Below are 25,870 nucleotides of genomic sequence, written 5' to 3'. Positions count from 1 at the left end.
TTGTGCCGGATGAAGAGATTATGCAGCCATATTCCTGATCAATTAATTGTTAAAGGCCGTCAGGTTCTGGCTTTCTTTTTATTGCTTACTTTATGCCTGCCTTCTTCATGTGCGTTGAAACAAGGCATCATCTTCTTTTTTTCTACTTCGGTTTCGGAAAAGTCGGCCTCTGTAAAAGCGGTTAAGGCCATTGCGCTTCCAAAAGTAAAGCTTGAATCCGGAATATCTGACTGTAAAATGAAAACCTGCGTAAAAGCATCGGTTCAACTGACATCCAGAGCTCAGGCAAGCACGGCTAACTTGTTGCCTTTCTTGTTTTTGATCTTGCCAGGGTTTCTGATTTCCCTTCTGGTAACCGATAAAAAGCTGAGTCGCATTCCAATCCCATACTCCCGGATTCGTTCGCCAAAAACTGCGATTTTCCTGCAAAACCGATTATTGCTGATATAGGATTCTGATTTTTAACATTTCTTAAATTAATCAGTATTGCAATTTTAAAACACATACCATGACCTCAATAAAAGATCAACATCATACACCAAAAAAGAACTGGTTTACCTTTTCCAATATCGGGATGGCGATAGCCATACTATTTGTACTCACGATTATATTCAGCCCGGAAGCCAAAGGCTGGGTCATCCAAAACCTGATGAAAATAGGTTTGGTTCAGGAACCGGCGATACCAAAAAGCTCAGAGCCGGAAACAGATACTGCCGTGGCAGTACCTGGTGGGGAGCAAGTGACCTTTGCAGATGGTAAAGGAAAATCCATCAGCCTTGCTGAACTAAAAGGAAAAGTTGTTTTTGTTAATTTCTGGGCAACCTGGTGTCCTCCATGCATCGCTGAGATGCCATCTATTCAGGCTTTATATACTAAGTATAAAGAGAACGATCAGGTGGTGTTTATCATGGTTGATGTAGACGGAAAATACCAGCAGGCCAATGATTTTATGAAAAAGAATGGCTATACGCTTCCTGTTTATCTACCGGAAAGCGAAGTTCCAAAGGAATATTTTGCAGGTTCAATGCCAACTACCGTGATCCTTGATAAAGCAGGCAAACTGGCCTTCCATCATTTGGGTGCAGCAGATTACAGCGATCCTGAAATTATCGGATTCATAGATAAACTATTAAAATAAAGTATAGAAATACAAACTATATAAAGGTGTCCGTAATCAAATACAGGCACCTTTTTTATTTGGGTAATGTTTTAATGAAATCTATATTTCTGGTCAAGCCTTTAAACTTCGTCCGCTTCACCGCAGAGTTTTTAAAGATCGTCTTAAAAACATCTTCGGTAATGTCCAGCCAATCTTCCCGTTTCATCTGTAACAGGTTTTCATTGGGTTGAAACTTAGGTTCTGAATGAGGAACTGAAAACCTGTTCCATGGACAGACATCCTGACAAATATCGCAGCCAAACATCCAGTTTTCCATCTTATCATTAAAGGATTGCGGTATTTCTTCCCTTAACTCTATGGTCAGGTAAGAAATACATTTTTTTGCATCTATGATGAAGGGCGATAAGATCGCGTCAGTAGGACAGGCATCGATACATTTGGTGCAGGTGCCGCAATGATCGGTCTCAAAAGGGGTGTCGTATTCCAGGTCGAGGTCTACAATCAGCTCTGCAAGGAAAAAGAATGAACCACTCTTTTTATTGATCAGGTTGCTGTTTTTACCAATCCAGCCTATACCGGCACGTTTCGCCCATGCCCGGTCCATCACGGGAGCCGAATCCACAAAAGCCCGTCCGCTGACTTCCCCGATTTCCTCTGAAATGAAATTAAGCAATTGAAAGAGTTTGTCCTTGATCACGGTGTGGTAATCGGTACCATAGGCATATTTAGATATTTTAGGCGCATCAGGATCCTGCTGTCTTTCTTCAGGAAAATAGTTCAGTGTGAGCGATATGACTGATTTTGAATCGTCCACAAGAAGCCTTGGATCCAGCCTTTTATCAAAATGATTTTCCATATACCCCATCTCACCATGGTGGTTATTTGCCAGCCATTGCTCCAGTCTGGGTGCTTCCTCTTCCAGAAATCCTGCTTTGGCAATTCCGCATTGCATGAAGCCCAGCCTTAAGGCTTCGGCTTTAATCATCTTGCTGTATTTTGCGGAATTGTTCAACATCGGCTACAAAGATAAGATTTCGCGGGAAAACCTTTTAGAAGATGGGGTGTTGTTATTAAACTGGACTTAAACATTGAAATCATGGAACACAACAATCCACAACACAAAGAGGATCCACCACTAAAACCACATGTACCAATAGAAACGAATTACAATAAACATAAAGAGGATCCCGGGCCTTCTCCGCAGGCCGTAAATGAATACGATAAGAATGGTGCCGGACCGGTACTGAAATGGATCATACCCATATTGGTAATTGCATTACTGATTTACTGGTTGTTTTTCAGACATTAGTTAAGAAAACAGCCTCATGAGGAAGTTTGCCGGAATGCTTTGGGAATAACCTCAGCATTCCGGCAAATTTTATTTGAGTAACCTCACTTCATAAAGATCTGTACGACGATCTTTCAGGATTTTTACGGTTCCAAAATGATGGAGCTCATCTAAAAGGTGAAGGTCTACGTCTACTACGAGCATCATTTCTGTATTCGGTGTCGTTTCTGCTTTTACGGCATTGGTTGGGAAGGCAAAATCGGAAGGAGTAAAGACAGCAGACTGCGCAAACTGTATGTCCATGTTGTTCACCTTTGGCAAATTGCCCACACATCCTGCTATGGCCACATAACATTCGTTTTCAATGGCTCTGGCCTGCGCACACCTTCTTACCCTGGTGTACCCATTTTGGGTATCGGTTAGAAAAGGCACAAAAAGAATTTGCATGCCCTGATCTGCATAAATTCTGCTCAATTCCGGAAATTCTACGTCATAACAGATCAGGATTCCGATTTTTCCGCAATCGGTATCAAATACCTGGATTTTATCTCCACCCACCATTCCATAATATTTCTGTTCGTTTGGAGTGATATGGATTTTACGGTATTCTTCGGTCTTGCCACTTCTATGGCATAAATAGGTCGCATTATAAAGCTTGTTATTCTCTAAAATAGGCATGCTTCCGGAAATCACATTTACATTGTAGGAAACTGCATATTCCTGAATTTTCTGCACGATCTCTTCGGTCAGTTCGGCCAGCTTACGCATGGCTTCCATTTCCGGTAAATGGTTATAGGGTTGTAATAAAGGTGTATTAAAAAACTCAGGGAACATGATGAAATCTGATTTGTAGCCACTCACTGCGTCTACAAAGAACTCCACCTGTTCATAAAAAGCTTCAATATCCGGGAAGAGCCTCATTTGCCATTGCACCAGACCAATCCTGATGGTTTTTGCCGAGCGTGCCGAAGCATCTATTCCCTGATAGTAGATGTTGTTCCATTCCAGCAGGGTCGCATAATCCTTGGATTCATGATCACCTGGCAGATAATTTTTAAGCACCTTCCTCACGTGAAAATCGTTAGAGATCTGGAAAGTAAGGGTAGGATCGAAGATTTCTTTTGCCTTTACCTTATCAATATATTGTCTCGGGCTAAGGGTTGCTGCGTACTCATGGTAACGGGGGATTCTTCCTCCGGCAATGATACTTTTCAGGTTCAGGCTTTCACACAGTTCTTTTCTCGCTTCATATAGCCTTCTGCCCAGTCTTAAACCCCTGAATTCAGGGCTTACAAAGATTTCTATGCCATACAATACATCCCCCTCAGAGTCGTGGGTAGAAAAGGAGTAGTCTCCGGTAATATTTTTATAGGTATGTTTATCACCATATTCATCATAGTCTACGATGATTGATAAAGAACAAGCCACCACTTTGTCGTCTACTGCGATGCAGAGCTGACCTTCGGGAAATAATTTAAGTAATCTTTCAATGCTGCTTTTGCTCCATATCTGTCCACCCAGGGTATCATAGGCCTGTTGCATTGATTCTTTCAAATCATTGTAATCCGCTAAGGTAAGTTTTCTCGTTTCTATGTTCATATCAGTTAATTTAGCTAATAAGAACAGAAATGATGCCTAAATGAGCAGAAACATTAAAATAGTTTTCCTGTTTGTCCGGGGAAGTTCTTTTGCAGGTGTTTATAAGCAGCTTCGGTCACTTCCCTTCCGCGCGAAGTGCGCATCAGAAAGCCTTCCTGAATTAAAAACGGTTCATAAACCTCTTCAATCGTGCCTTCATCTTCACCAACAGCGGTAGCAATGGTTTTCAATCCTACAGGACCTCCTTTGAACTTATCGATGATGGTCACCAGGATTTTATTGTCCATTTCATCCAGGCCATGTTCGTCCACATTTAAAGCCCTTAAAGCGTATCTGGCGATCTCGGTATCAATTTGTCCGTTTCCTTTGATCTGTGCAAAATCGCGGGTCCTTCTCAGCAGCGCATTGGCGATACGGGGAGTTCCCCTGCTCCGGCGGGCAATTTCATAAGCACCTTCTTCTGTGATCGGGGTTTTCAGAATATCTGATGATCTTAAAACGATGGTAGTTAACAGTTTCGCATCATAATAAGCCAGGCGGGAGTTGATCCCGAACCTTGCCCTCAATGGTGCGGTTAACAATCCTGACCTGGTGGTTGCACCAACCAGGGTGAAAGGGTTGAGGCTAATCTGTACGGAACGGGCATTCGGGCCGCTTTCCAGCATGATGTCGATCTTGAAATCTTCCATTGCAGAATACAGGTATTCTTCTACCAGGGGACTCAGGCGGTGAATCTCATCAATAAACAAGATATCGCCAGGTTCCAGATTGGTGAGCAATCCGGCAAGGTCTCCGGGTTTATCTAATACTGGTCCGGATGTGACTTTGATCCCAACGCCCATTTCATTGGCAATGATATAGGAAAGGGTGGTCTTGCCAAGTCCCGGAGGACCATGCAGTAAAACATGGTCCAAAGGTTCTCCGCGTAACTTTGCAGCCTTTACAAAGATCTTCAGGTTCTCCATGATCTTTTCCTGTCCCGTAAAGTCTTCAAATTCCTGCGGGCGCAATACTTTTTCAATATCACGTTCAAAGGGAGTTAAGCTTTCTGAGTTGGGATCAAGATTTTCGTTCATGGGGTAAAGTTAGTATAAAAGGCTTGTAATTGATATTATTTGCTGAATTTGGAGGCTACAACTGCTTCCTTAACGCCTTTGGCATAGTTGTAAAATCCTTCTCCGGATTTCACTCCTTTGTTCCCTGCCGTCACCATATTGACCAATAAAGGACATGGTGCATATTTAGGGTTTCCAAATCCATCATGAAGTACATTTAAGATGGCCAGACAAACATCCAGGCCTATGAAATCTGCCAGTTGAAGCGGTCCCATCGGATGCGCCATTCCCAGTTTCATCACCGTATCGATCTCTTCCACACCAGCCACACTTTCGTATAAAGTATAGATGGCTTCATTGATCATGGGCATCAGAATTCTGTTGGCCACAAAACCAGGGTAGTCGTTTACTTCAACCGGAGCTTTGCTCAGTTTAGTGGAAAGGTCCATTACAATTGCGGTAGTTTCATCACTTGTGGCATAACCTCTGATCACCTCTACCAGTTTCATTACCGGAACAGGGTTCATAAAGTGCATTCCGATCACTTTATCTCCTCTGCTGGTCACAGATGCAATTTTGGTGATCGAGATCGATGAAGTATTGCTGGCCAGGATCGCTTCCGGTTTGGCATAGGTATCCAGGTCTTTAAAGATTTTAAGCTTCAGCTCCAGGTTTTCCGTTGCTGCTTCCACAATGAGGTCTGCATTGGCTACACCTTCTGCAATCTGTGTGAAATTAGTTATGTTTTTCAGGGTATTCGCCTTATCCGTTTCAGTAATCGTTCCTTTGGTTACCTGGCGGTCCAGATTTTTACCGATGGTGCTGATGGCACGATCCAAAGCCTCATTGTTTACATCAATTAAGTTTACCTGATAGCCAAATTGCGCAAAAGTATGTGCGATTCCATTGCCCATTGTTCCTGAGCCAATCACTGCGATGTTCTTCATTTAAGTTTTTTTATGGTAATAAGTAATTATGGTGCTAATCTATTGATAATCCATGAACCATCCACCAACTGGTAGTTTAAACGGTCGTGCAACCTGCTCGGTCTGCCTTGCCAGAATTCAATATGTGTGGGTTCTACCAGATATCCTCCCCAATGCAGCGGGCGTGGAATTTCTTTATCTTTATATTCGGCTGTTAGTTTTTCAACTTTCTCTTCCAGAGATTCCCTGTTGGGAATGACCCTGCTTTGTGGAGAAGCGGAAGCACCAATCTGACTTCCGGCCGGACGGGAATGAAAATAGGCAGAAGAAGCCTCCTCATCGATTTTACTCACCACTCCATCAATACGAACCTGTCTTTCCAGTTCTGCCCAGAAAAACACGAGCGATGCCTGTGGATTTTCTGCCAGGTCTTTTCCCTTGTCACTGTCGTAATTGGTGAAGAATACAAAGCCGTCTTCATCAAAACCTTTCAGCAATACAATACGCGCTGAGGGCTTGCTGTCGGAATTTGCGGTGGCCAGTGTCATGACATTCGGCTCATAGATTTGTGAGTCTACGGCTTCTGTAAACCATTTTTTAAATTGCAGGATGGGATTGCTTTCCACATCAGTTTCGGCTAGTTCTGCTGATCGGTATTCCTGTCTTAAATTCTGTAGATTTTCTTTATTCAGCTCCATGTACAAAAATAGGTTTTAGTTTATTTAATTTTATCGCTAAATTTCCGAAATGTTAAGTCGATTAGAGCCATCAGCAGGTAAATTATTAATTTCAGAACCATTCTTAATGGATCCTAATTTTAAACGCTCTGTAGTTTTTCTTACTGAGCATCAGGAGGAAGGAACGGTAGGTTTTATTCTGAATCAGCGCAGCACTTTGCTGCTCAACGATTTAGTGCCCGATTTTGCGGGTGCTGATTTTCCGGTTTACCTGGGAGGGCCGGTGGCGATTGACACCATTCATTTTATCCACAGAAGGCATGACCTGATTACAGATGGAGAGGAAATTGCCAAAGGGGTATGTTGGGGCGGTAATTTTGAGACTTTAAAGGTGCTGATCAACAACCGTCTCATTCAGCCGGCTGACATTAAATTCTTTATCGGTTATTCCGGTTGGTCGGGAGCCCAGCTAAAGAATGAAATGAAAGAGAATACCTGGATTGTGTCCGATCAGTTTCATGCTGATGTGGTATTCTCTAACAATGAAGAGGAACTCTGGAAGGAAGTGATCATCAACCTTGGACCTAAATACGCCCATGTGAGTAATTTCCCTCAGGATCCTAACCTCAATTAATAATTTTCAAGATCTATCGCGCTTTCTTCAATCTTTTTCTTCAGGTCGTCTTTGTAGGCCTGCATTTTAGCAGAAAGCTCCGGACTTGCAGTAGCCAGTATCTGTGCAGCCAGTAAACCTGCATTTTTTGCCGCATTTAAAGCGACAGTAGCAACAGGAATGCCATTTGGCATTTGCAGAATAGACAGAATAGAATCCCATCCATCAATAGAGTTCGACGATTTTACAGGAACACCGATTACGGGCAGGGTAGTGATCGAAGCAACCATACCAGGTAAATGTGCTGCACCACCTGCACCGGCGATGATCACTTTTAACCCTCTAGATGCTGCATTTTTCGCGTATTCAAACATTCTTTCCGGAGTCCGGTGAGCAGACACTACGGTCATTTCAAATTGGATATCGAATTCTTTGAGGATATCGGCTGCGTCTTTCATGATAGGAAGGTCAGACTTGCTGCCCATAATAATGCCTACTTGTATGCTCATTAGGAAATAACTTTTAGTGTGTTTTTAATATAATTGGCCTTTTCAATTGCTTTCTCGCGGTTTTGGTCTACAATGGTAATGTGTCCCATTTTGCGGAAAGGTTTGGTGTATTTTTTACCATAAAGGTGGACATAGACCCCTTCAATGGCCATGATCTTTTCTAATCCCTGATATTTAGCCACGCCATTGTGGTTCTTTTCTCCCAAAAGATTGATCATTACCGCATTGCTGATCGTGCGGGTATCACCCAATGGAAGGTTAAAGATCGCACGTAAATGCTGGTCAAACTGAGAAACATAATTCCCTTCAATGGTATGGTGTCCGCTATTGTGTGGACGCGGTGCCAATTCATTTACCAGGATATCTCCGTTTTTGGTGATGAACATTTCTACCGCTAGTAGTCCGGTAATGTTCAGTGAGGAGGCGATGTTCTTGGCAATGGTCTCTGCTTTATTCTGAATGGCAACAGGGTAAGTAGAAGGAGAGATCAGAAATTCTACCAGGTTTGCCTCTGCATTGAACTCCATTTCCACCATTGGGAATGTTTTGACATCACCGTTAGGGTTTCTGGAAACAATCACAGCCACCTCTTTCTCGAAATCTACCAGTTGTTCAATTAAACATGGGGCATCAAAAGCATTTTCGATTTCCGCCAGGTTGTTTATTTTCATGACCCCTTTACCATCATAACCATCTTTACGCTGTTTCAGCATATAAGGAAATGGAAACTGACTGTTGCGCATGTCTTCTTTGGTATTCACCAGCTGAAATGGTGCAGTAGGGATGTTGTTTTCTTTGAAAAATTGTTTTTGAACGCCTTTATCCTGAATCAAACGGATTACCCTTGACTGTGGATAAACGTGCTTGCCTTCTTTTTCCAGCTGTTCCAGCGCTTCAATATTTACCTTTTCTATTTCAATAGTAATGATATCTGCCTTTTTTCCGAAGTTGTATACGGTGTCGAAATCAGTGATGGAACCACATTCAAAGTAGTTTGCAAGGTGTTTACATGGAGCGTCTGTATCCGGATCTAAAATTAAAGTGGTTAAATTATAATTGATGGCCTCCTGTATCAACATCCTGCCCAATTGACCGCCACCTAATATGCCTAATTTTAAATCACTTATTTGTTTTGCCATATCGATATGAAAAAGTAATGCTTATTTTGCACAAAAATAACAATATAAACGGATTGATGGATGTAGATGCTATAATTATTGGCGCCGGAGCTTGCGGTTTGATGTGTGCGGTTCAGGCAGGGTACCTGGGGAAAAGGGTAATTTTGTTGGAGAAAAGTGATAAACCGGGAGCAAAAATCCTGATCTCCGGAGGAGGCAGGTGCAATTATACCAATCTGTTTGCCACTGATGAACAGTTCATTTCCAATAACAAACACTTTTCCAAATCGGCATTTACGCAATGGACAGTAGAAGATACGATCAGCTTTTTTGAAACTTATGGCATCTCCGGAAAAGAGAAAACATTAGGGCAACTTTTTCCTGATGGAAAGAATGCAAAAGACATTGTCGCTGCCTTTACCAATATTTGTGAAGACTTCGGCCAACAGATCATCTGTGATGCACAGGTGATGGATATCGAACAAACAGCAGCAGGATTTGAGGTCCGTTTTGAGAAAGGAAATAAATCGCGCAGTTTAAAAGCACCAAAGCTGGTCATCACGACCGGAGGATTGCCGATTCCTAAAATGGGAGCTACCGATTTCGCCTTGCGTTTTGCCAGAAAGCACGACCTGAAAATCATTGAAACAGCACCTGCATTGGTTCCTTTAACGATCACAGGCAAAGACGAAGACTGGTATGCACAGCTATCCGGAAACTCCGTTTTCTGTGAGGTGAGCAACGACCGCATCTCTTTTGAAGAGAACATCCTGTTTACCCACTGGGGGCTAAGTGGTCCGGCGATCCTGCAAATTTCTTCCTACTGGAAAAGAGGAGAGGAGATCAATATTGATTTATTACCGAGACAGGACATCCTTGAACTGATTGAAACAGAGCGTAAATCCAATGGCAAGTTGATGCTCTCCACCTTATTCAACCGGATTTACCCGAAGAAATTCACCGATGCCATGGGGAAATTCCTGCCTGTAGAAAAACAGGTCGCCTCGCTGACTAAAACTGAACTGGAAACGATTCAGAAAACCATTCACCTGTTTAAAGTAAAACCTGCAGGTGATAAAGGTTATGATAAAGCAGAAGTCATGCGTGGTGGAATTGATACCAATGAGCTGTCTTCCAAAACACTGGAATGTAAACGCATCCCTGGCTTATTTTTTGGCGGGGAATGTGTTGATGTAACCGGCTGGCTTGGTGGATATAATTTTCAGTGGGCCTGGGCAAATGGTTATGTGATTGCTCAAAACATTTAACAGATCAAACATATCGGTAAATAAAAACAATGCACACGATGAATAGGTATACTAAAATGATCAACACTGTTGGTCTGTTATTGTTGCTTACTCCAATTCTTTTAATTGTTTCTTCTGCCCGGCTTAGCGCACAGGAGAATTTTAATGTGATCGTATCTATAGCTAAAGGAGATCTGAACAAAGATTTACTGTTAGATTCTGTAGTCGTTACTCAGGATACGATCGCCGATACTTCCCCTTATCGTCTGGAGATCTTTTTCGCCAAAAAGGGTGGAGGGTATCAACTAAACATCCTGACTGATCAAGCGATTAATGAACAACATCCTAATGGAAAAGACGGATACAGAGATGGATATGGGTTTTCCGAGGTAACGATCAAAGCGGGTGTGATTGATATTTTCTGTCAGCTTTTAAGAGGTCACTTTCGTCATAAATTTCGTTATCAAAATGGAAATTTCGAATTGATAGGATACAGCTCCAAAACGTCAGATCCCCTTGGAATGAGTGCTGTCGATTTTAATTTGTCTACAGGTGTTTATCTTGAAACAGAGAAATACGATGACTCAGAGAAAAAAGACAATAAGCGCCGAAAAATCATCAGGATTAGCCCTTTGCCGAAGTTAAAAGACTTTGTTCCTTATTCGAATGATCTTTATTAATCGCTCATTAGTTTTAATTTGCTATTGAGTTTATCAACCATTTCTATCTGGCGTTTAAATTCATTTTTTATATGGCATCTGAATTTAATTTTGCTCTGAAAGGTAATAAAGAAAAATATCCCTCTCCTTTTCATCCCCGAATCTTTGCTGAAGGGCAAATATTCGAATGTCTTCAAAGCAGAAGGATATTTTTTCTTTAAAACAATGATTGCACCATCGCATGATGTTAAAAGACCTTCTTAAAGAAAGCAGAAGAGGATGAATTTAAACGGGTACAGTGCAAGGCTCGCTCATGCAGACAGCAATATATCATGCAGTATTTAATAAAAAAAAGAGCATGTTCTGAAAAGACCTAGAAAATTTTGCCGCCCTTCAGCGTGCAAAAGATTTCAGTCTTTGAAGAATATGCTCTTTTTTTAAAGAACAACTTAATATAGTTAAACTCCTTAAAATGTGCTCTTTAAAATGTGCTCCTTAAAGTGTGCTCTTCAAAAACCACCCCCTCAAAGAGCACTCTTCAAGTTGAGGTTAATCGCAATTAGGAACAGTATAAGTCCATGTCTCTGCAATCCCGGTTGGGAAGCTATAAATCATCCCTTTACCCATTTCAAACCAAAGCTTACCACGTAGTTTCTCACGACTGCCAATTTCATTCATGGAAAGGCTATCATAGATTCTGCCATTGATCACCACATATTTGATCTTTTCAGAATTTCTGATGTCATTTAGAGGATTCGCATCCATGATAATCAGGTCGGCTAGTTTGCCTGTTTCCAGAGAACCGATTTCTTTGTCCATTCCAAGGTAAGCTGCACCGTTTAACGTTGCGCTGCGGATGGCTTGTAAAGGAGTCATTCCTCCTTGTACCAACATCCATAATTCCCAGTGTGCACCCAATCCCTGAATTTGTCCATGAGCACCAAGGTTTACTTTTGTACCACCTTCTGCAATCTGTTTAACCGCTTTTGCAACTTCTATATGGCCGTAATCTCCATATTCTGAAGTCGTCCTTCTTCTGGCGCGTGAGTCAATAATCGGACGTGGGGTAAAGGCCATTAGTCTTTCATTTTCCCATACATTGGTCCTGTCATACCAGTAGTTTTCGCCCCACTGACTGCCATAACTTACAATCAAAGTAGGCGTATAAGCTACATTGGTGTTGTTCCAGAATGAGGTTACATCTTTATATACCGGTGCTACAGGAATGCTGTGTTCGATTCCCGTATGTCCATCAGCAACCATATTCATATTACTGAAAAAAGTAGATCCACCTTCCGGTACGACTTCCATTTTTAATTGTCTGGCCGCTTCAAGCACCTGCTGACGCTGATCTCTTCTCGGCTGATTGTATGATTTTACGGAGAATGCACCTACTGCTTTTAATCTTTTCAGGTGGGATAGGGCATCATCAAGGCTGTTGATCACTACTTTGAAATCTCCATCTGCTCCGTATAAAATAGACCCTGTAGAGTACAAACGTGGACCTACCATTCTTCCGGCCTTGAGCATCTCCGACTGACTGAACACCATTTCTGTGTTGGATGATGGATCGTGCGAAGTCGTTACCCCAAAAGCAAGGTTAGCCATATAAGACCAGTCCTGCTGAGGGGAGATCCCGTCCGGACTTGTTCTTAAATGCGCGTGTACATCCACTATGCCTGGCATAATGGTTTTGCCCGTTACATCAATTACCCTTGCCTGATCAGGGATGGAGAGCTCTGCTGCTTTTCCGATGGAGATGATTTTATTGTTTTCTATCAGGATGGTTCCTTCTTCAATCACTTCATCACCTTTCATGGTTACGATTCTGGCTCCTTTTAGAGCAAGTAATCCGGTAGGTGCATCGCTTTTAAGTTTTAGTCCGATCGCAATGCCAGTGGTGTCTGGTTTATGGACAGGTGTACTGTTTCCGGAATCTGAGAAGTTAAAAGCGGTATTGATCTCTCTGCTAAAATATTGTTCTCCTAAGGTCCAGAAGAGCTTCTGACTGTCATTGCTCCAGTGGATATAAGTTCCTCCATCTGCAGTTACCCTGGTCAATGGAATGGATTTATTGGTGGATGAAAGCTCCAGAGGGGTTCCAACAGTCACCATTGGTGTGATGTATACGTTAAACAATTCTGTAAAGGCCATCCATTTGCCGTCGGGGCTAGGTGTGAACTGAGTTACATAAGTGGAGGTATAGTGTGTCCTTTCGTTGCCACCATTGAGGTCAACGCTTTTAAACGCTTTTTTTCCTCCTTCATTTCCCTGGAAATAAATGCGGGTATCATCGCTATTGAACTGAGGTTTAATGCCGTTGTCAGAAACCAGTGTTTTCGGTCCGCCATTGGCCGACATGATAAAGATTCCGGTTCCTCTGCCATAAGCATAACCCAGTACATCGTTTCCGATGCCTTTTCTGAAAATGATTTTATCTCCTTTATTGGAATAAGAAGGGGAGTAGTAAAAACCTTTTTCATCAGTCAGGGTAACGGTTTTTCCTGATTTCAGGTCTGTTCTTTTAATCGCACCTTTCAGTTCATCATTCCAGGTGCTGTAAATTACATATTTACCGTCGTTGCTGATTTTTGGCTCGAATTCAAAGTCGATACCATTGGTTACCCTTTCTGGTGTTCCGTTAGGGAGTTCTTTTTTGTAAAGAAATCCGGCCGCGTTAAAAACAACCATTTTACCATCTGCAGAGGTGGTCAGCTGACGGATCATTTTTACATTGAACTCATTGCTGAAAACCCCATGCGGGAAATGCAGGGCCTCCTGAACGGTTTGTTTGCTGTTTACACGGAAGGGAATATCTGCAGATACGAGTGTAGCCAGGTCAATTCTTTTAATTTTCCCTTTTGCGTAAAAGACAAGGCTTTTTGCATCTGGTGTCCAGGCATAGTTGGGATAAACGCCAAAGAGCGCCCAGGTTTCCTGCTGGTCATGGGAAAGGTCTTCATATACCGGCCATTCTTCGCCTGTACGCAAATTTTGAATGTACATCACTGATTTCAAGCGCACTCGTTTCACGTAGGCCATCATTTTGCCATCTGGCGAGACTTGCGGCCTTGCAGCACCACCCGGTTGTGCGATCAGGTTGCTGAACTTTCCGGTGGTCATATCCAGCTGACGAATGGCATAGATTAAACCATTCGGGTCTTTACTGTATTCGAAATCAGGACCCGGTGTCATGTCTTCACTGAAGTAAAGATACCTTCCATTTGGACTGATATTAGGCTCTCCGGCATCCTGCTGGTCATTTTTTCTTTTGGTCAGCTGTACCCCTTCACCACCATAAATACTGTACATCCACATTTCTCCTGCGCCCATGGAACGTGATCCGGTGAAATGTTTTCTGGCCACGAGGTATTCACTGTTTGGTGTCCATGTGGCATTATTCAATAACCTGAAAGTTTCTTTGGTGACTGCCCTTTTATTGGAACCGTCGCGGTTCATGATCCAGATGTTGTCTGCACCATTTTTATCACTGGTATAAGAAATGTATTTGCCATTTGGGCTAAAACGGGGCTGTATATCCCATGCTACACCTCCGCTCAGCAGCGTTGCTGAGCCACCGGTAATGGGCATGCTGTAAATATCACCCAGCAAATCAAAAACGATATCTTTACCATCTGCACTCACGTCGAGGTTCATCCAGGTACCTTCATCAGTGTCGATGCTAAAGGTTTTTGTCGGTCCCTGGAATTTTTCGATGTCCCATTTCTTTTCCTGGGAAAATGACGACTGAAAAATGGACAGGAAACAGAGGGAAAGTATGGTTTTCTTCATTTGGCGTATGGTATAAATTAGCCCGCAATTTAATAATATCAGTTCATTTTTATAGTTTTGATGAGTAACCTTTTTATGAGTGAAGCAGAGATATTAAAAAGATACTGGGGATTTGATTCATTCAGACCACTACAGTCAGACATCATCAGTTCCGTTTTAAATGGCCATGATACCCTGGCATTATTGCCAACAGGAGGAGGTAAATCCCTTTGCTTTCAGATACCTGCATTGGTGAAGGAAGGAATATGCATTGTCATTTCCCCCTTGATTGCCCTGATGAAAGATCAGGTAGAAAACCTGAAAGCGAAAGGAATTGAGGCCGTCGCGATCTATGCAGGAATGGGGAAAAGAGAAATTGACATCCTGCTCGACAACTGCATTTACGGGAAAATCAAGTTCCTGTACCTTTCTCCGGAACGTTTATTATCAGAAATTGTGCGGGTTAGGATTTCTTATATGAATGTGAACCTGATTGCAGTAGATGAAGCACATTGTATCTCTCAATGGGGTTATGATTTCAGGCCTCCATATCAGCAGATCGCTGAAATCAGGGAGATTCATCCCAAGGTGCCGGTATTGGCGCTAACGGCTACTGCAACTCAGTTTGTAAGGGCAGACATTATTGAAAAACTAAAATTTACCGCACCTAAGGTCTTTGTTCAGAGTTTTGAACGGAAAAACCTGAGTTATGTGGTGCTGGATAAAGAAGATAAATATAAAAAACTGATCGATATCGTCAGGAATGTGAAGGGGAGCGGATTGGTTTATGTGCGCAACAGGAGGGAAACCTCAGAAGTTGCTTCTTTCCTGGTCAGGAACCAGATTGCCGCTGATTTTTATCATGCCGGAATAGAAAGAGCAGAACGTTTCCGGAAGCAGGAAGACTGGAAAAAGAATAAGATCAGGGTGATGGTGGCCACAAATGCCTTCGGAATGGGAATTGATAAAGCGGATGTCCGTTTTGTGGTGCACCTGGATTTACCGGAAAGCCTGGAGGCTTACTATCAGGAAGCAGGACGCGCCGGAAGGGACGAGCAAAAAGCGTATGCGGTTTTACTGGCCAATAAATCTGATCAGATGGCCTTAAAAGCCAAATATTCGGATCATTTTCCCTCAGTAGATGACATAAAAAAAACATACCATTATTTAGGTAATTATTTCCAGCTGGCTTTTGGTGCAGGAGAGGGGCTGACCTTTAACTTTGATCTTGCCGATTTTTGCAAGCGGTTCAATGTGGGGGTGATTAAGACCATGGCAGCCCTGAAATTCCTGGAACATGATGGTTACCTGACTTTGTCGGAAAACATATTTTTACCCTCGCGGGTTTTGTTTACCGCTTCGCATGAAGATGTATACCGCTTTCAGATTGAAAATGCAGGTTATGATCCTTTGATCAAAGCCATTTTAAGGTCTTATGGAGGCGCGTTTGATCAATATGTGAAAATTGAAGAAAATGAAATCGCCAAGAAAGTAGGCTTGTCTTTTAGCACTGCAAAGAAGATGATCAGCAACCTGGAAGAGCAGGGACTGTTGTCTTATTTGCCTCAGTCTGATCAGCCTCAGCTGCAATACATCCGTCCGAGGGTTGATTTTGTCCATATGGATATCGATGTGAAATACATCAAGCTGAGGAAAAAGATTCAGCTGGACCAGATCAATGCAGTATTGGCTTATACCGGAAATGCAGAATGCAGGAATGTGCAGCTGTTGAGGTATTTCGATGAGCCCAATGCCGATAAATGTGGTGTTTGTGATGTTTGCCTGGCTGAAAAGAAGGAGGATGAGCTGGATCAGCTATCGGACAGGATCGATTTTGAACTGATCAAACTGTTGCAAACGCAAACCCAAACGATAGAAGAGCTGCTGACGGAGATTAAAAGCGGCAGCGAAAATGAAAAGTTAGAACGGATCCGCGAATTGCTGGATGCGGGAAAAATAAAAACTGATGGTAAAAACTATTATCTTTAAATTGCAACAAACCTATATACCCATGAAGAAATTAAGCCTTATTGCACTAGCTATCCCCGTATTTTTAGCAGGATGTACCGATAAATGTATAGAAGATTCAGGACTTCAGATCAGTAAGGTCGTGGAACTGAAAAGTTATAATAAAATCAAAGTGAGCGGAACAATTAAGTTGGTGATGACGCAGGATAGCACTTATAACGTGAAGATTCAGGCGGATTCCAATTTGATGAGCCATATCAGGTCGCGGGTGAGCGGAAGTGAACTGGAGCTTAAACTGGAAGATGGCAGCTACTGCGGAACGGATTCAGTAGTGGTATTTGCAGGGATCGGGGAGCTGACAGAGTTGAATACCAGCGGGATGGTGAGGGTAATCGGAGAAGGACCTGTGTATGTGAAAGACCTGAAAATGGACCTTAGCGGAAGTTCCGATGTGAAATTGAACATCAGCGCGAGTAAGGTGACCACGAAAATTGATGGGATAGGTAAACTGAGCCTGACTGGCCAGACAGGAACGCATGTGTTAAAAACAAGCGGAACCTCTTCAGTAGATGCTTTTGATTTTGTTGCCGGAATTTATGACATCACAGTGGATGGAAAAGGGAAAGCCAATATCAACGTACTGAATGATTTAAAAGTGAAGACCTCAGGATCGAGTGAAATTTATTATAAAGGAAACCCAAAGAACGTAGACGAGAAAAAATCTGGTGCTGCTAAGCTGGAGAAAGTAAATTAGCCGTATTGCTGTTTTTTAGCTACTTTAGTTGCCTTATTTAATACATGGAACAGAAAAACGATAAGACAGTTATCCGGTCATGGGCTTTCTTCGACTGGGCAAATTCTGCTTATAACTTAGTCATCACCTCTACTATTTTTCCTGCTTATTATACGATCATCACCACCACTTCGGAACATGGAGATAAAGTGACTTTCTTTGGGCGTACGTTTACCAATACGGCGCTGTCCAATTATGCGCTTTCCCTGGCTTACCTGATCATGGTGATCCTGCTGCCCATTTTATCGGCAACGGCAGATTACCGTGGGAATAAGAAGATTTTCATGAAGATCTTTACTTACATTGGTGGGATTGCCTGTATGGGCTTGTTTTTCTTTAAGCTGGAAACACTGGAGCTGGGAATCATCTGTTTCATTATTGCAGCAATGGGGTATATCGGAGGGGTATTGTTTAACAATTCTTACCTCCCTGAAATTGCGACAAAAGACCAGCAGGACCGGGTGAGCGCACAAGGTTATGCCTATGGTTATGTAGGGAGTGTATTGCTGCAGATCATCTGTTTTGTGTTTGTATTGAAGCCTGAGCTTTTCGGTATTACCGATGCTTCCTTACCTGCAAGGTTGTCTTTCCTGCTGGTGGGCATCTGGTGGATTGCTTTTGCACAGATTCCTTTTAATAAATTACCGGCAGGTAGTCCTAATTATCAGTCAATCAATAAAAATCTGGTGCACAGTGGCTTCCAGGAATTGATAAAAGTATGGCGGCAATTGAAAAGCATGAAAGTGATGAAACGCTTTCTGCTTGCCTTTTTCTTTTATTCTATGGGGGTGCAGACGATCATGCTGGCAGCAGCTGGATTTGGGGAGAAAACATTACACCTGGGAACTTCAAAACTAATAGCGGTGATCCTGATCATTCAGCTGGTGGCCATTATTGGGGCTGTCTGGATGTCTAAACTGGCTAAAAGAATCGGGAATGTGACGGTGCTGATCCTGGTGGTCATCATCTGGGTGCTGACTTGTATTGGGGCCTATTTCATCACCAACGAATATCAGTTTTATGCATTGGCAGCTGTCGTCGGCCTGATTATGGGTGGGGTTCAGTCCTTATCCAGGTCTACTTATTCTAAATTTATTCCGGAAAACTCACCCGATACCACCTCCTTTTTTAGTTTTTACGATGTAACGGAGAAACTGGCAGTGGTGATCGGACTTTTTACTTTTGCCTATATTGAGGAGCTGACAGGAAGTATCCGGAATTCCATTTTTGCATTGGCCTCGTTTTTTATTTTAGGATTGATATTTTTGCTACTGCTTAGGAAAGTGGCACCAAAAATGGTTAAAGGTTAACCATCATACATTTTTAATAAGAACAATAGATACACATGAAGATAGAATTATTTGTTCCTTGCTTTGTTGATCAGTTATATCCTGAGACAGCATTTAATACGATAAAGCTATTAGAGAAAGCGGGTTGTGAGGTGTTTTATAATTCTGCCCAGACTTGCTGCGGGCAACCGGCATACAATGCAGGTTATTGGGAGCAGGCGAAAGAAACAGGAACTAAATTTCTGAGTGATTTTTCAGAAACTGACTATATCGTAGCCCCCTCAGCCTCCTGCGTAGGGATGGTGAAGAATGGATTCAGCGACCTGTTTACCAATACGATCGTCCATAATAAATGCAGAAATATACAGTCTAATATATTTGAACTTTCAGATTTCCTGGTGAATGTGCTGAAAAGGGATTATTTCGGTGCAGAACTGGATGGAAAAGCAGTGTATCATGATTCCTGCAGCGGATTGCGCGAATGCAAGATCAAAGAGGAGCCAAGGTTGTTGTTGTCCAAGGTTCATGGTCTGGAAATGGTGGAAATGAAAGATACCGATATGTGCTGCGGTTTCGGCGGAACCTTTTCTGTAAAATTTGATGCGATTTCTTCTGCTATGGCAGAGCAGAAAGTGAACAATGCCCTGGAACAGGGAGCAGAATACGTGATTTCTACAGACCTTTCCTGTCTGATGCATTTGCAGGGATATATCGATAAGAACAACATTCCTTTAAAAACAATGCATTTGGCCGATGTTTTAGCGAACGGATGGTTGGAATATTAATCATCCACTATTTAAATAACGGTTCCCCGGTTCATGCTGATCATCCGGGGAACCATTCTCCTCTTTATTTGTAAGTATAGGTGTAATTGATCTGGCCAACTTGTTCAAATGGGCCGTCGAAATTACTGGATTTAGATAGCTCCTGAATGGTAAGCATCCCGTCTGCTCCGTATGTGTTTTTGAATTTTTTGTAATCAGAACCAGATCCATCAATGTATTCCTGTAGCTGACCCTTCTCATTATAGTTGTAACCAAATTTCAGTTCCCGGATAATTGTATTTGTCTTTCTGTTAAAAGATGATTCGGTAAGTACGTTGCCTTTCGCATCATAGGTGTAAATGGTCTGATCACCATTTAAATCAGGTGGAGTCAGAAATTCTTTAGTGGTGTTTCTTTGGTTGGCGTCGTAGCTGAATATGGTGGTTTGGAATAATTTGCGCTCTTCACCCTGGGCCTGATAATAATATATTTTGGAAACTTTTCCATTTGCACCAATCTCCCGTGTCTCTGTCTCATATAAATCGGAGAGCTTATATTTTTTTATCTCTACAGTAGTATTACCAATGTAAGCATATGCATTTCTGTAATTGCCTTCTTTTACCTCTGTTACTTTCTTGTTTTCGTACTTGTAGGTGATTTCTTCTTCATAGCTTAGAGGCCCATTCATTCCCACACGAATCATTGACAATGTGATATTACCATCCTGATCAAATTCCTTTCTTGACCAGGTAAAGGTGTCAGCAGAAACAGGGACTCCGGCTTTAATGGGGGTCATTTTTGCTTCAACTTTAACCAGTTTTTTTTCAGGAATTACCTCAGGAGTAGTTTCAGGGGCCGTGGAGGATTTACTGCAGGCAATAAAAAGAAGGGGAATTGCGGCAAGTGTTAATAGCTGTTTTTTCATTGTTACTTGGATATATAGTTTTAAATATGGCCTTAGCAGTCTGCTGTATGAGAATGCGGGTTGCTTTATTGTTGAATGGTCTGGATATCAGTTGTGGTATCTTTTATAGCGTTTGCATATTTCGATGTGGCAACTAAAATTTTATGCAAATGTAGATGTTTTTAGTGAAAATAAATATAAGGATGGTTTTATGATAATTATTGTAAAAACGAATCATCGCAGATGTGTTTTATTTCGTCGTCTTATGTTCCCGTGCTAATTCTGTGTGGATATCGGTTGTCCGCCTCTCTAAAGTTGTTGTATCGGGTGTAGGAAGTAGGTCAGGATAAGAAAAATCAAATTATAAACCTTATATTTGCTCTTAGACGATGAGAATATCTCAAGTTGTTTGCAATAATGTTTTATTACACGTAAAATAGAAATTATTGTAAATGTTTATAAATCAATTAATTCACTAAAATCATAGTTGTAGATGATTAACATTACATTACCTGACGGCTCCAGTCGTCAGTACGAAAAGGGCACAACTGCCCATCAGATCGCGCTCTCTATTTCAGAGGGATTAGCGCGCAACGTTTTAGCAGCCGAAGTTAACGGTGAGATCTGGGATTCTTCAAGAGCAATTGAAGGAGATGCATCTGTAAAGTTGCTGACCTGGAATGATGCTGCCGGTAAATCTACCTTCTGGCATTCTTCTGCCCACATTATGGCCGAAGCATTGGAAGCCCTTTACCCGGGTACAAAATTCGGGATAGGTCCTGCCATTGAAACCGGTTTCTATTATGACGTAGATTTCGGCGACAGGGAGTTTTCTTCAGATGATTTCAAGGCAATTGAAGCCAAGATTTTAGAGCTGGCCAAACAGAAAGAAGTTTTTGTGAGGGAAAGCGTTTCTAAAGCAGATGCGATTAAGTATTTTACTGAAAAGGGAGATGAGTACAAGCTGGACCTTTTAGAAGGTCTGGAAGATGGAAAAATCACTTTCTATAACCAGGGACAGTTTACTGACCTTTGTCGTGGGCCACACATTCCAAATACCGGTTTTGTAAAAGCGGTAAAATTGATGAATGTGGCTGGTGCTTACTGGCGTGGTGATGAAACAAAAAAACAATTGACCCGTATTTATGGGGTTACTTTTCCTAAAGCAAGTGAGCTGACTGAGTACCTTCACATGATTGAAGAGGCGAAGAAAAGAGATCACCGTAAATTGGGTAAGGAACTGGAATTATTTGCTTTCTCTGAGAAGGTAGGAATGGGCTTGCCGTTGTGGTTGCCTAAAGGTGCGGCATTGCGCGAACGTCTGGTTCAGTTTTTAACTAAAGCACAAGGTAAAGCGGGATACGAGCAGGTAGTTACTCCTCATATTGGTCATAAGAACCTGTACATTACTTCAGGTCACTATGAAAAATATGGTAAAGATGCTTTTCAGCCGATTAAAACTCCGCAGGAAGGAGAGGAGTTTTTCCTTAAGCCGATGAACTGCCCTCACCATTGTGAGATTTATAAAGTTAAACCACGTTCTTATAAAGACCTTCCTTTGCGTTTTGCAGAGTTCGGAACAGTATATCGTTATGAGCAGAGCGGAGAGCTTCACGGCTTAACAAGAGTTCGTGGCTTTACTCAGGATGATGCCCATTTATTCTGTCGCCCGGACCAGGTAAAAGAAGAGTTTAAAAAAGTAATTGATCTGGTATTGTATGTGTTTAAATCTTTAGGTTTCAACGATTACATTGCACAGGTATCTTTAAGAGATGCGGAAAACAGGTCGAAATACATTGGCTCTGATGAGAACTGGCATCTGGCAGAATCTGCGATCATTGAGGCTGCCGCAGAAAAAGGTTTACCTACTGTAGTGGAATATGGTGAAGCAGCATTCTATGGTCCGAAGCTGGATTTCATGGTAAAAGATGCTTTGGGAAGAAAATGGCAGTTGGGAACAATTCAGGTAGATTACAATTTACCGGAACGTTTTGAACTGGAGTATACTGGAAGCGATAATCAGAAACACCGTCCGGTGATGATCCATAGGGCTCCGTTTGGTTCCCTGGAGCGTTTCATCGCAGTATTGATCGAACATTGCGCTGGTAATTTCCCATTATGGCTTTCTCCTGAACAGTTTATCATTCTTCCGATCTCTGAAAAGTATGAAGATTATGCAAAAAAAGTTTCAGATGAATTAAATAATTCCGATATTCGCGGTTTGATTGACTTTCGGGATGAAAAAATCGGACGGAAAATCAGAGACGCTGAGGTTAAGAAAATACCTTATATGCTGATTATCGGTGAGAAGGAGATGGCAGAAGGAAAGGTTTCAGTACGTAAACATGGTGAGGGAGATTTAGGTGAAATGACTCAGCAGGAGTTCAGTGAATTATTAATTAAAGAAATAACAATTTAAATAGTATATAAATTTGGCATTAGGCAGACCAGGATTTAACAGGGGACCACGTCCTCCTTTTAAGAAAAAAGAAGCAGAACATAATATTAATCAGTTTATCAGAGCTCAGGAGGTTAGATTAGCTGGAGATAATGTTGAACCGGGGATCTATCCTTTGGCAAAAGCTTTAGCCCTTGCCGACGAATTGGAATTGGATCTGGTTGAGATCTCTCCAAATGCAGTGCCTCCGGTATGTAGGATCATTGATTACAGTAAGTTTGTTTACGAGCAGAAGAAAAAGCAGAAAGAGATTAAAGCAAACGCAAAACAGACCGTAATTAAGGAGATCCGTTTCGGTCCTAATACCAACGATCACGATTTTCAGTTCAAGCTGAAACACGCGGTTAGCTTCCTGGAGAACGGGGAGAAGGTTAGGGCTTACGTACACTTTAAAGGTAGAGCAATTGTTTACAAAGAGCAGGGAGAGATTCTCTTACTGAAATTTGCACAGGCGCTTGAAGATATCGGTAAAGTGGAGTTATTACCTAAGTTAGAGGGCAAGCGTATGTTTTTAACGCTGGCTCCAAAAGTTGCTAAAAAATAAATAAATTACATAAATAAACACAGGTTATGCCAAAAATGAAAACCAATTCCAGTGCTAAAAAGCGTTTTTCGCTTACTGGAACAGGTAAAATCGCAAGGAAGAATGCCTACAAAAGCCACATCTTAACCAAGATGTCGACTAAACGTAAGCGTAATTTGGGTCACACTTCAATGGTGTCCGCAGCTGATATGGGCAACGTTAAGCGTATGCTTGCCATCGGTAAATAATTAAATTTTTAACCAGGTACCCGGTAGTAAGTTTGCTGTAATACGCAACACCGTTTATCAAAAAACAACACACTATGCCACGTTCGGTAAACGCAGTAGCTTCGAGAAGAAGAAGGAAAAAAGTCCTTAATATGGCCAAAGGCTATTGGGGATCAAGAAGTAAGGTTTTCACCATTGCTAAAAATACGGTAGAAAAAGGTTTGCAATATGCATACCGTGACCGTAAAGTTAAGAAAAGAGAATTCCGTGGATTATGGATTCAACGTATCAACGCTGGAGCACGTCAACATGGTATTTCTTACTCTCAACTGATCGGTAAATTAGCTACTAAAAACATCGGTCTTAACCGTAAGGTTTTAGCTGATTTAGCAATGAACCATCCTGAAGCTTTCAAAGCTGTTATTGATGCAGTAAAATAGATCGTAAGGTCATTTTAATAAAGGAAAAGGGAGCAATTAGCTCCCTTTTTTATGCACGGTATTTTATTTTTATAGATGTCTTTTTGTTAGAAAGCGATGTGTTCTCCCGCTTTTAACACACTTTCCTGATCCAGGTTTTCCAGCTGAGGAATTCTTCCCAGAATAGGGATGCCGGAATAGGTACTGATGTAACGCTCAGATTCCTCATTGGCAGGACCATTGAAAATGAGCCCTTCTACTTCAACTTTGTTTAATTTCAATACTTCCAGGGTGAGGAGGGTATGGTTGATGCTGCCCAGATAGTTTTGTGAAACAACAATCACTTTTGCATTTAAGCTTTTAATAAGGTCAAGGATCAGTTCCTGTTCATTGATGGGGACCATTAAGCCACCTGCGCCTTCTATCACGAGGTTGTTGCTGGTCGCGGGAGCTGTTATGGCTGCAGCTGTGATCTGAATGCCATCTATCCTTGCCGATAAATGCGGGGAAAGGGGCTGGGTGAGTTTGAACTGTTCCGGATGGATGGTTGTTTTTTGATTACTGATTAACGCGGCGATAGATAAGCTGTCGCTATGATCCAGGTCACCGGACTGGATGGGTTTCCAGTAATCTGCCTGTAGTTTTTCCGTCAGGATGGCACTGACTATGGTTTTTCCGATACCTGTTCCGATTCCGGTAATGAAATAAGTTTTACTCATGTTGTTTTAATAAGACCAGCTGACTGATCAGTGTTTGAATTTCTTCGTTATTATTATAGGTATGCAAACATATTCTTAGCCGCTCGCTTCCTTTCGGGACGGTGGGGCTTAAGATGGCCCGGACATCGAGTCCTTGTTGCTGCAGGCTTTCTGCTGCAAATTTTGCTTTTTCACTGCTATGGTAAAGAATGGTTTGAATGCTGCTTTTACCTGAAATGTTGCTTTTGCCCGATTTGCCGGGGATTCCTGCCATTTCAATCCGACTGCTGTATTCCTCAATTCTTTCCGTAATGATTGGGGTATAATCCCTTTCTGCAAGTAACTGATAGGCGGCATGGACACTGGCAATGGCATGAAGGGGGGCAGCGGTGGTATAGATGAAAGACCTTGCAAAATTAATGAGGTATTGACGGAGAGATGGGCTTCCCAGTACAATGGCCCCATGACAACCTAAAGCTTTGCCAAAGGTGACCACCCTTGCAAATACCTCTTTTTCCAGGCCAAGTTCCTGAACCCTTCCTGTGCCATGGCTTCCAAAAATTCCCAGGGCATGTGCCTCATCTACAATGAGGTTTGCACCATATCTTTTGCAGCAGGCATTGATTTCTGTTAAAGGGGCGAGGTCGCCATCCATGGAATACACACTTTCTACCAGCACATAAATATTTCCGGTGGCCAGTTTCAGTTTTGCTTCCAGGGCATCAAGGTCATTGTGTTTAAAGGTATACCTGCTGGCATGGCTCAGACGGGCTCCGTCTATGAGGCTTGCATGAATGAGCTCATCAGAGATGATCGTGTCTGTACGCTGCGCTAAACTGGAGATCAGGCCAATATTGGCATCGTAACCGGAATTGAAGATCAATCCGCTTTCTGCCTGGTGAAATTGAGCGATGAGCGATTCGGTTTCTTCTGTAAAGGCATGGTTGCCACTCAGTAACCTGGAACCACCGGATCCGCTGCGCAGGTCTGGGATTTGCAGGAGCAGGGTTTCGATCCGATCTTTCAATATCACTGATCTGGAGAAACCCAGATAATCGTTAGAGCAAAAGTCGACAGGCAGATGGAGTCTGGATAGTTTCCTTAACGATCCGTTGTCTGCTCTGGCTTGTAACCTGTCTTGTATAAACTGCCCGGTTTTGTTCATATGGTCCAAAAATAAAGAAAGCAGGAGGAACCTGCTTTCTTTATTTTGATTTTATGACAAATGACCGTTCCTGAACGGTT

25 protein-coding genes are annotated in these 25,870 nt (G+C 42.2%); 14 read left to right on the top strand and 11 right to left on the bottom strand.

Annotated features, from left to right (window positions below):
* Positions 1 to 9: 9 nt before the first annotated feature.
* Both BUC20_RS07265 and BUC20_RS07260 read left to right on the top strand, forming a co-directional pair.
* A complete protein-coding gene (locus tag BUC20_RS07265) occupies positions 10 to 450 on the top strand; it encodes a hypothetical protein (protein ID WP_073229217.1) in 441 nt (146 codons plus the stop codon).
* A gap of 58 nt (positions 451 to 508) precedes the next feature.
* Positions 509 to 1,138 carry a TlpA family protein disulfide reductase gene (locus tag BUC20_RS07260; protein WP_073229214.1) on the top strand — a complete coding sequence of 210 codons (630 nt, stop codon included), beginning with the start codon at positions 509 to 511 and terminating at the stop codon, positions 1,136 to 1,138.
* Between the two features lie 55 nt (positions 1,139 to 1,193).
* Here the strand turns inward: BUC20_RS07260 and queG are convergent, their stop codons facing one another.
* Positions 1,194 to 2,135, bottom strand: coding sequence for a tRNA epoxyqueuosine(34) reductase QueG (gene queG, locus BUC20_RS07255; protein ID WP_073229211.1), 942 nt, complete (start codon positions 2,133 to 2,135; stop codon positions 1,194 to 1,196).
* Positions 2,136 to 2,216: 81 nt separating this feature from the next.
* On the opposite strand from queG, the gene BUC20_RS07250 reads away from it, so the two are divergent.
* Positions 2,217 to 2,429 (top strand): hypothetical protein, encoded by a 213-nt coding sequence (locus BUC20_RS07250; RefSeq protein WP_073229209.1) that lies wholly within the window; start codon positions 2,217 to 2,219, stop codon positions 2,427 to 2,429.
* A gap of 69 nt (positions 2,430 to 2,498) precedes the next feature.
* Here the strand turns inward: BUC20_RS07250 and BUC20_RS07245 are convergent, their stop codons facing one another.
* Genes BUC20_RS07245 through pdxH form a run of 4 tightly spaced genes read right to left on the bottom strand, consistent with a single transcriptional unit; the run spans position 2,499 to position 6,686 of the window.
* Positions 2,499 to 4,007, bottom strand: a complete 1,509-nt coding sequence (locus BUC20_RS07245; RefSeq protein ID WP_073229206.1) for a bifunctional GNAT family N-acetyltransferase/carbon-nitrogen hydrolase family protein — start codon at positions 4,005 to 4,007, stop codon at positions 2,499 to 2,501.
* Positions 4,008 to 4,060: 53 nt separating this feature from the next.
* Positions 4,061 to 5,083 carry a Holliday junction branch migration DNA helicase RuvB gene (ruvB, locus tag BUC20_RS07240; RefSeq protein WP_073229203.1) on the bottom strand — a complete coding sequence of 341 codons (1,023 nt, stop codon included), beginning with the start codon at positions 5,081 to 5,083 and terminating at the stop codon, positions 4,061 to 4,063.
* Between the two features lie 35 nt (positions 5,084 to 5,118).
* Complete coding sequence (locus BUC20_RS07235) at positions 5,119 to 6,009, bottom strand: 3-hydroxybutyryl-CoA dehydrogenase (protein WP_073229200.1); 891 nt, start codon at positions 6,007 to 6,009, stop codon at positions 5,119 to 5,121.
* Between the two features lie 26 nt (positions 6,010 to 6,035).
* Complete coding sequence (gene pdxH, locus BUC20_RS07230) at positions 6,036 to 6,686, bottom strand: pyridoxamine 5'-phosphate oxidase (protein ID WP_073229197.1); 651 nt, start codon at positions 6,684 to 6,686, stop codon at positions 6,036 to 6,038.
* 49 nt (positions 6,687 to 6,735) lie between these two features.
* Here pdxH and BUC20_RS07225 point away from each other — a divergent pair, with 49 nt between their 5' ends.
* Positions 6,736 to 7,299, top strand: a complete 564-nt coding sequence (locus BUC20_RS07225) for a YqgE/AlgH family protein (RefSeq protein WP_073229195.1) — start codon at positions 6,736 to 6,738, stop codon at positions 7,297 to 7,299.
* Here the strand turns inward: BUC20_RS07225 and purE are convergent.
* On the bottom strand, positions 7,296 to 7,787 hold the full coding sequence (gene purE / locus BUC20_RS07220; protein WP_073229193.1) for a 5-(carboxyamino)imidazole ribonucleotide mutase: 492 nt from the start codon (positions 7,785 to 7,787) through the stop codon (positions 7,296 to 7,298). The two genes, BUC20_RS07225 and purE, sit on opposite strands and share 4 nt — an antisense overlap.
* A complete protein-coding gene (locus BUC20_RS07215) occupies positions 7,787 to 8,926 on the bottom strand; it encodes a 5-(carboxyamino)imidazole ribonucleotide synthase (protein ID WP_073229190.1) in 1,140 nt (379 codons plus the stop codon). Before BUC20_RS07215 ends, purE begins: the two co-directional genes overlap by 1 nt.
* Positions 8,927 to 8,943: 17 nt before the next feature.
* On the opposite strand from BUC20_RS07215, the gene BUC20_RS07210 reads away from it, so the two are divergent.
* Positions 8,944 to 10,173: a BaiN/RdsA family NAD(P)/FAD-dependent oxidoreductase gene (locus BUC20_RS07210; protein WP_234994463.1), complete on the top strand. Its 1,230-nt coding sequence runs from the start codon at positions 8,944 to 8,946 to the stop codon at positions 10,171 to 10,173.
* Between the two features lie 38 nt (positions 10,174 to 10,211).
* Positions 10,212 to 10,832 (top strand): hypothetical protein, encoded by a 621-nt coding sequence (locus BUC20_RS07205; RefSeq protein ID WP_143166727.1) that lies wholly within the window; start codon positions 10,212 to 10,214, stop codon positions 10,830 to 10,832.
* 528 nt (positions 10,833 to 11,360) lie between these two features.
* Here the strand turns inward: BUC20_RS07205 and BUC20_RS07200 are convergent.
* The gene (locus tag BUC20_RS07200; RefSeq protein WP_073229187.1) at positions 11,361 to 14,603 is read right to left on the bottom strand and encodes an amidohydrolase family protein; all 3,243 of its coding nucleotides are present in this window, start codon (positions 14,601 to 14,603) and stop codon (positions 11,361 to 11,363) included.
* A gap of 75 nt (positions 14,604 to 14,678) precedes the next feature.
* On the opposite strand from BUC20_RS07200, the gene BUC20_RS07195 reads away from it, so the two are divergent.
* From BUC20_RS07195 to BUC20_RS07180, 4 genes are read left to right on the top strand one after another with little or no spacing between them, the layout of a single operon-like run.
* The gene (locus BUC20_RS07195; RefSeq protein ID WP_073229590.1) at positions 14,679 to 16,571 is read left to right on the top strand and encodes a RecQ family ATP-dependent DNA helicase; all 1,893 of its coding nucleotides are present in this window, start codon (positions 14,679 to 14,681) and stop codon (positions 16,569 to 16,571) included.
* 22 nt (positions 16,572 to 16,593) lie between these two features.
* Positions 16,594 to 17,304, top strand: a complete 711-nt coding sequence (locus BUC20_RS07190) for a head GIN domain-containing protein (RefSeq protein ID WP_073229588.1) — start codon at positions 16,594 to 16,596, stop codon at positions 17,302 to 17,304.
* Between the two features lie 44 nt (positions 17,305 to 17,348).
* Positions 17,349 to 18,653, top strand: a complete 1,305-nt coding sequence (locus BUC20_RS07185; protein WP_073229185.1) for an MFS transporter — start codon at positions 17,349 to 17,351, stop codon at positions 18,651 to 18,653.
* Positions 18,654 to 18,688: 35 nt separating this feature from the next.
* Positions 18,689 to 19,417: a (Fe-S)-binding protein gene (locus tag BUC20_RS07180; RefSeq protein WP_073229182.1), complete on the top strand. Its 729-nt coding sequence runs from the start codon at positions 18,689 to 18,691 to the stop codon at positions 19,415 to 19,417.
* 64 nt (positions 19,418 to 19,481) lie between these two features.
* Here BUC20_RS07180 and BUC20_RS07175 read toward each other — a convergent pair whose 3' ends face one another.
* Positions 19,482 to 20,321, bottom strand: a complete 840-nt coding sequence (locus BUC20_RS07175) for a hypothetical protein (RefSeq protein ID WP_073229178.1) — start codon at positions 20,319 to 20,321, stop codon at positions 19,482 to 19,484.
* Positions 20,322 to 20,793: 472 nt separating this feature from the next.
* On the opposite strand from BUC20_RS07175, the gene thrS reads away from it, so the two are divergent.
* From thrS to rplT, 4 genes are all read left to right on the top strand, one after another.
* Complete coding sequence (gene thrS, locus BUC20_RS07170; RefSeq protein ID WP_073229176.1) at positions 20,794 to 22,719, top strand: threonine--tRNA ligase; 1,926 nt, start codon at positions 20,794 to 20,796, stop codon at positions 22,717 to 22,719.
* Positions 22,720 to 22,732: 13 nt separating this feature from the next.
* Positions 22,733 to 23,302, top strand: coding sequence for a translation initiation factor IF-3 (gene infC / locus BUC20_RS07165; RefSeq protein ID WP_008238148.1), 570 nt, complete (start codon positions 22,733 to 22,735; stop codon positions 23,300 to 23,302).
* A gap of 26 nt (positions 23,303 to 23,328) precedes the next feature.
* Positions 23,329 to 23,529 carry a 50S ribosomal protein L35 gene (rpmI, locus tag BUC20_RS07160; protein WP_041887185.1) on the top strand — a complete coding sequence of 67 codons (201 nt, stop codon included), beginning with the start codon at positions 23,329 to 23,331 and terminating at the stop codon, positions 23,527 to 23,529.
* 74 nt (positions 23,530 to 23,603) lie between these two features.
* Positions 23,604 to 23,948: a 50S ribosomal protein L20 gene (gene rplT / locus BUC20_RS07155; RefSeq protein WP_073229174.1), complete on the top strand. Its 345-nt coding sequence runs from the start codon at positions 23,604 to 23,606 to the stop codon at positions 23,946 to 23,948.
* 86 nt (positions 23,949 to 24,034) lie between these two features.
* On the opposite strand, the gene bioD is transcribed toward rplT, so the two are convergent.
* Positions 24,035 to 24,646, bottom strand: a complete 612-nt coding sequence (bioD, locus tag BUC20_RS07150) for a dethiobiotin synthase (protein WP_073229171.1) — start codon at positions 24,644 to 24,646, stop codon at positions 24,035 to 24,037.
* Entirely contained in the window at positions 24,639 to 25,790 is a 1,152-nt protein-coding gene (locus BUC20_RS07145; protein ID WP_073229169.1) for an aminotransferase class I/II-fold pyridoxal phosphate-dependent enzyme, read from the bottom strand. Before BUC20_RS07145 ends, bioD begins: the two co-directional genes overlap by 8 nt.
* Positions 25,791 to 25,870 lie beyond the last annotated feature (80 nt).

This window comes from Pedobacter caeni, assembly GCF_900129215.1.
Lineage (GTDB): Bacteria > Bacteroidota > Bacteroidia > Sphingobacteriales > Sphingobacteriaceae > Pedobacter > Pedobacter caeni.
The sequence above is the reverse complement of the archived record's forward strand: the minus strand, read 5'-3'. Positions and strand labels throughout refer to the sequence as shown.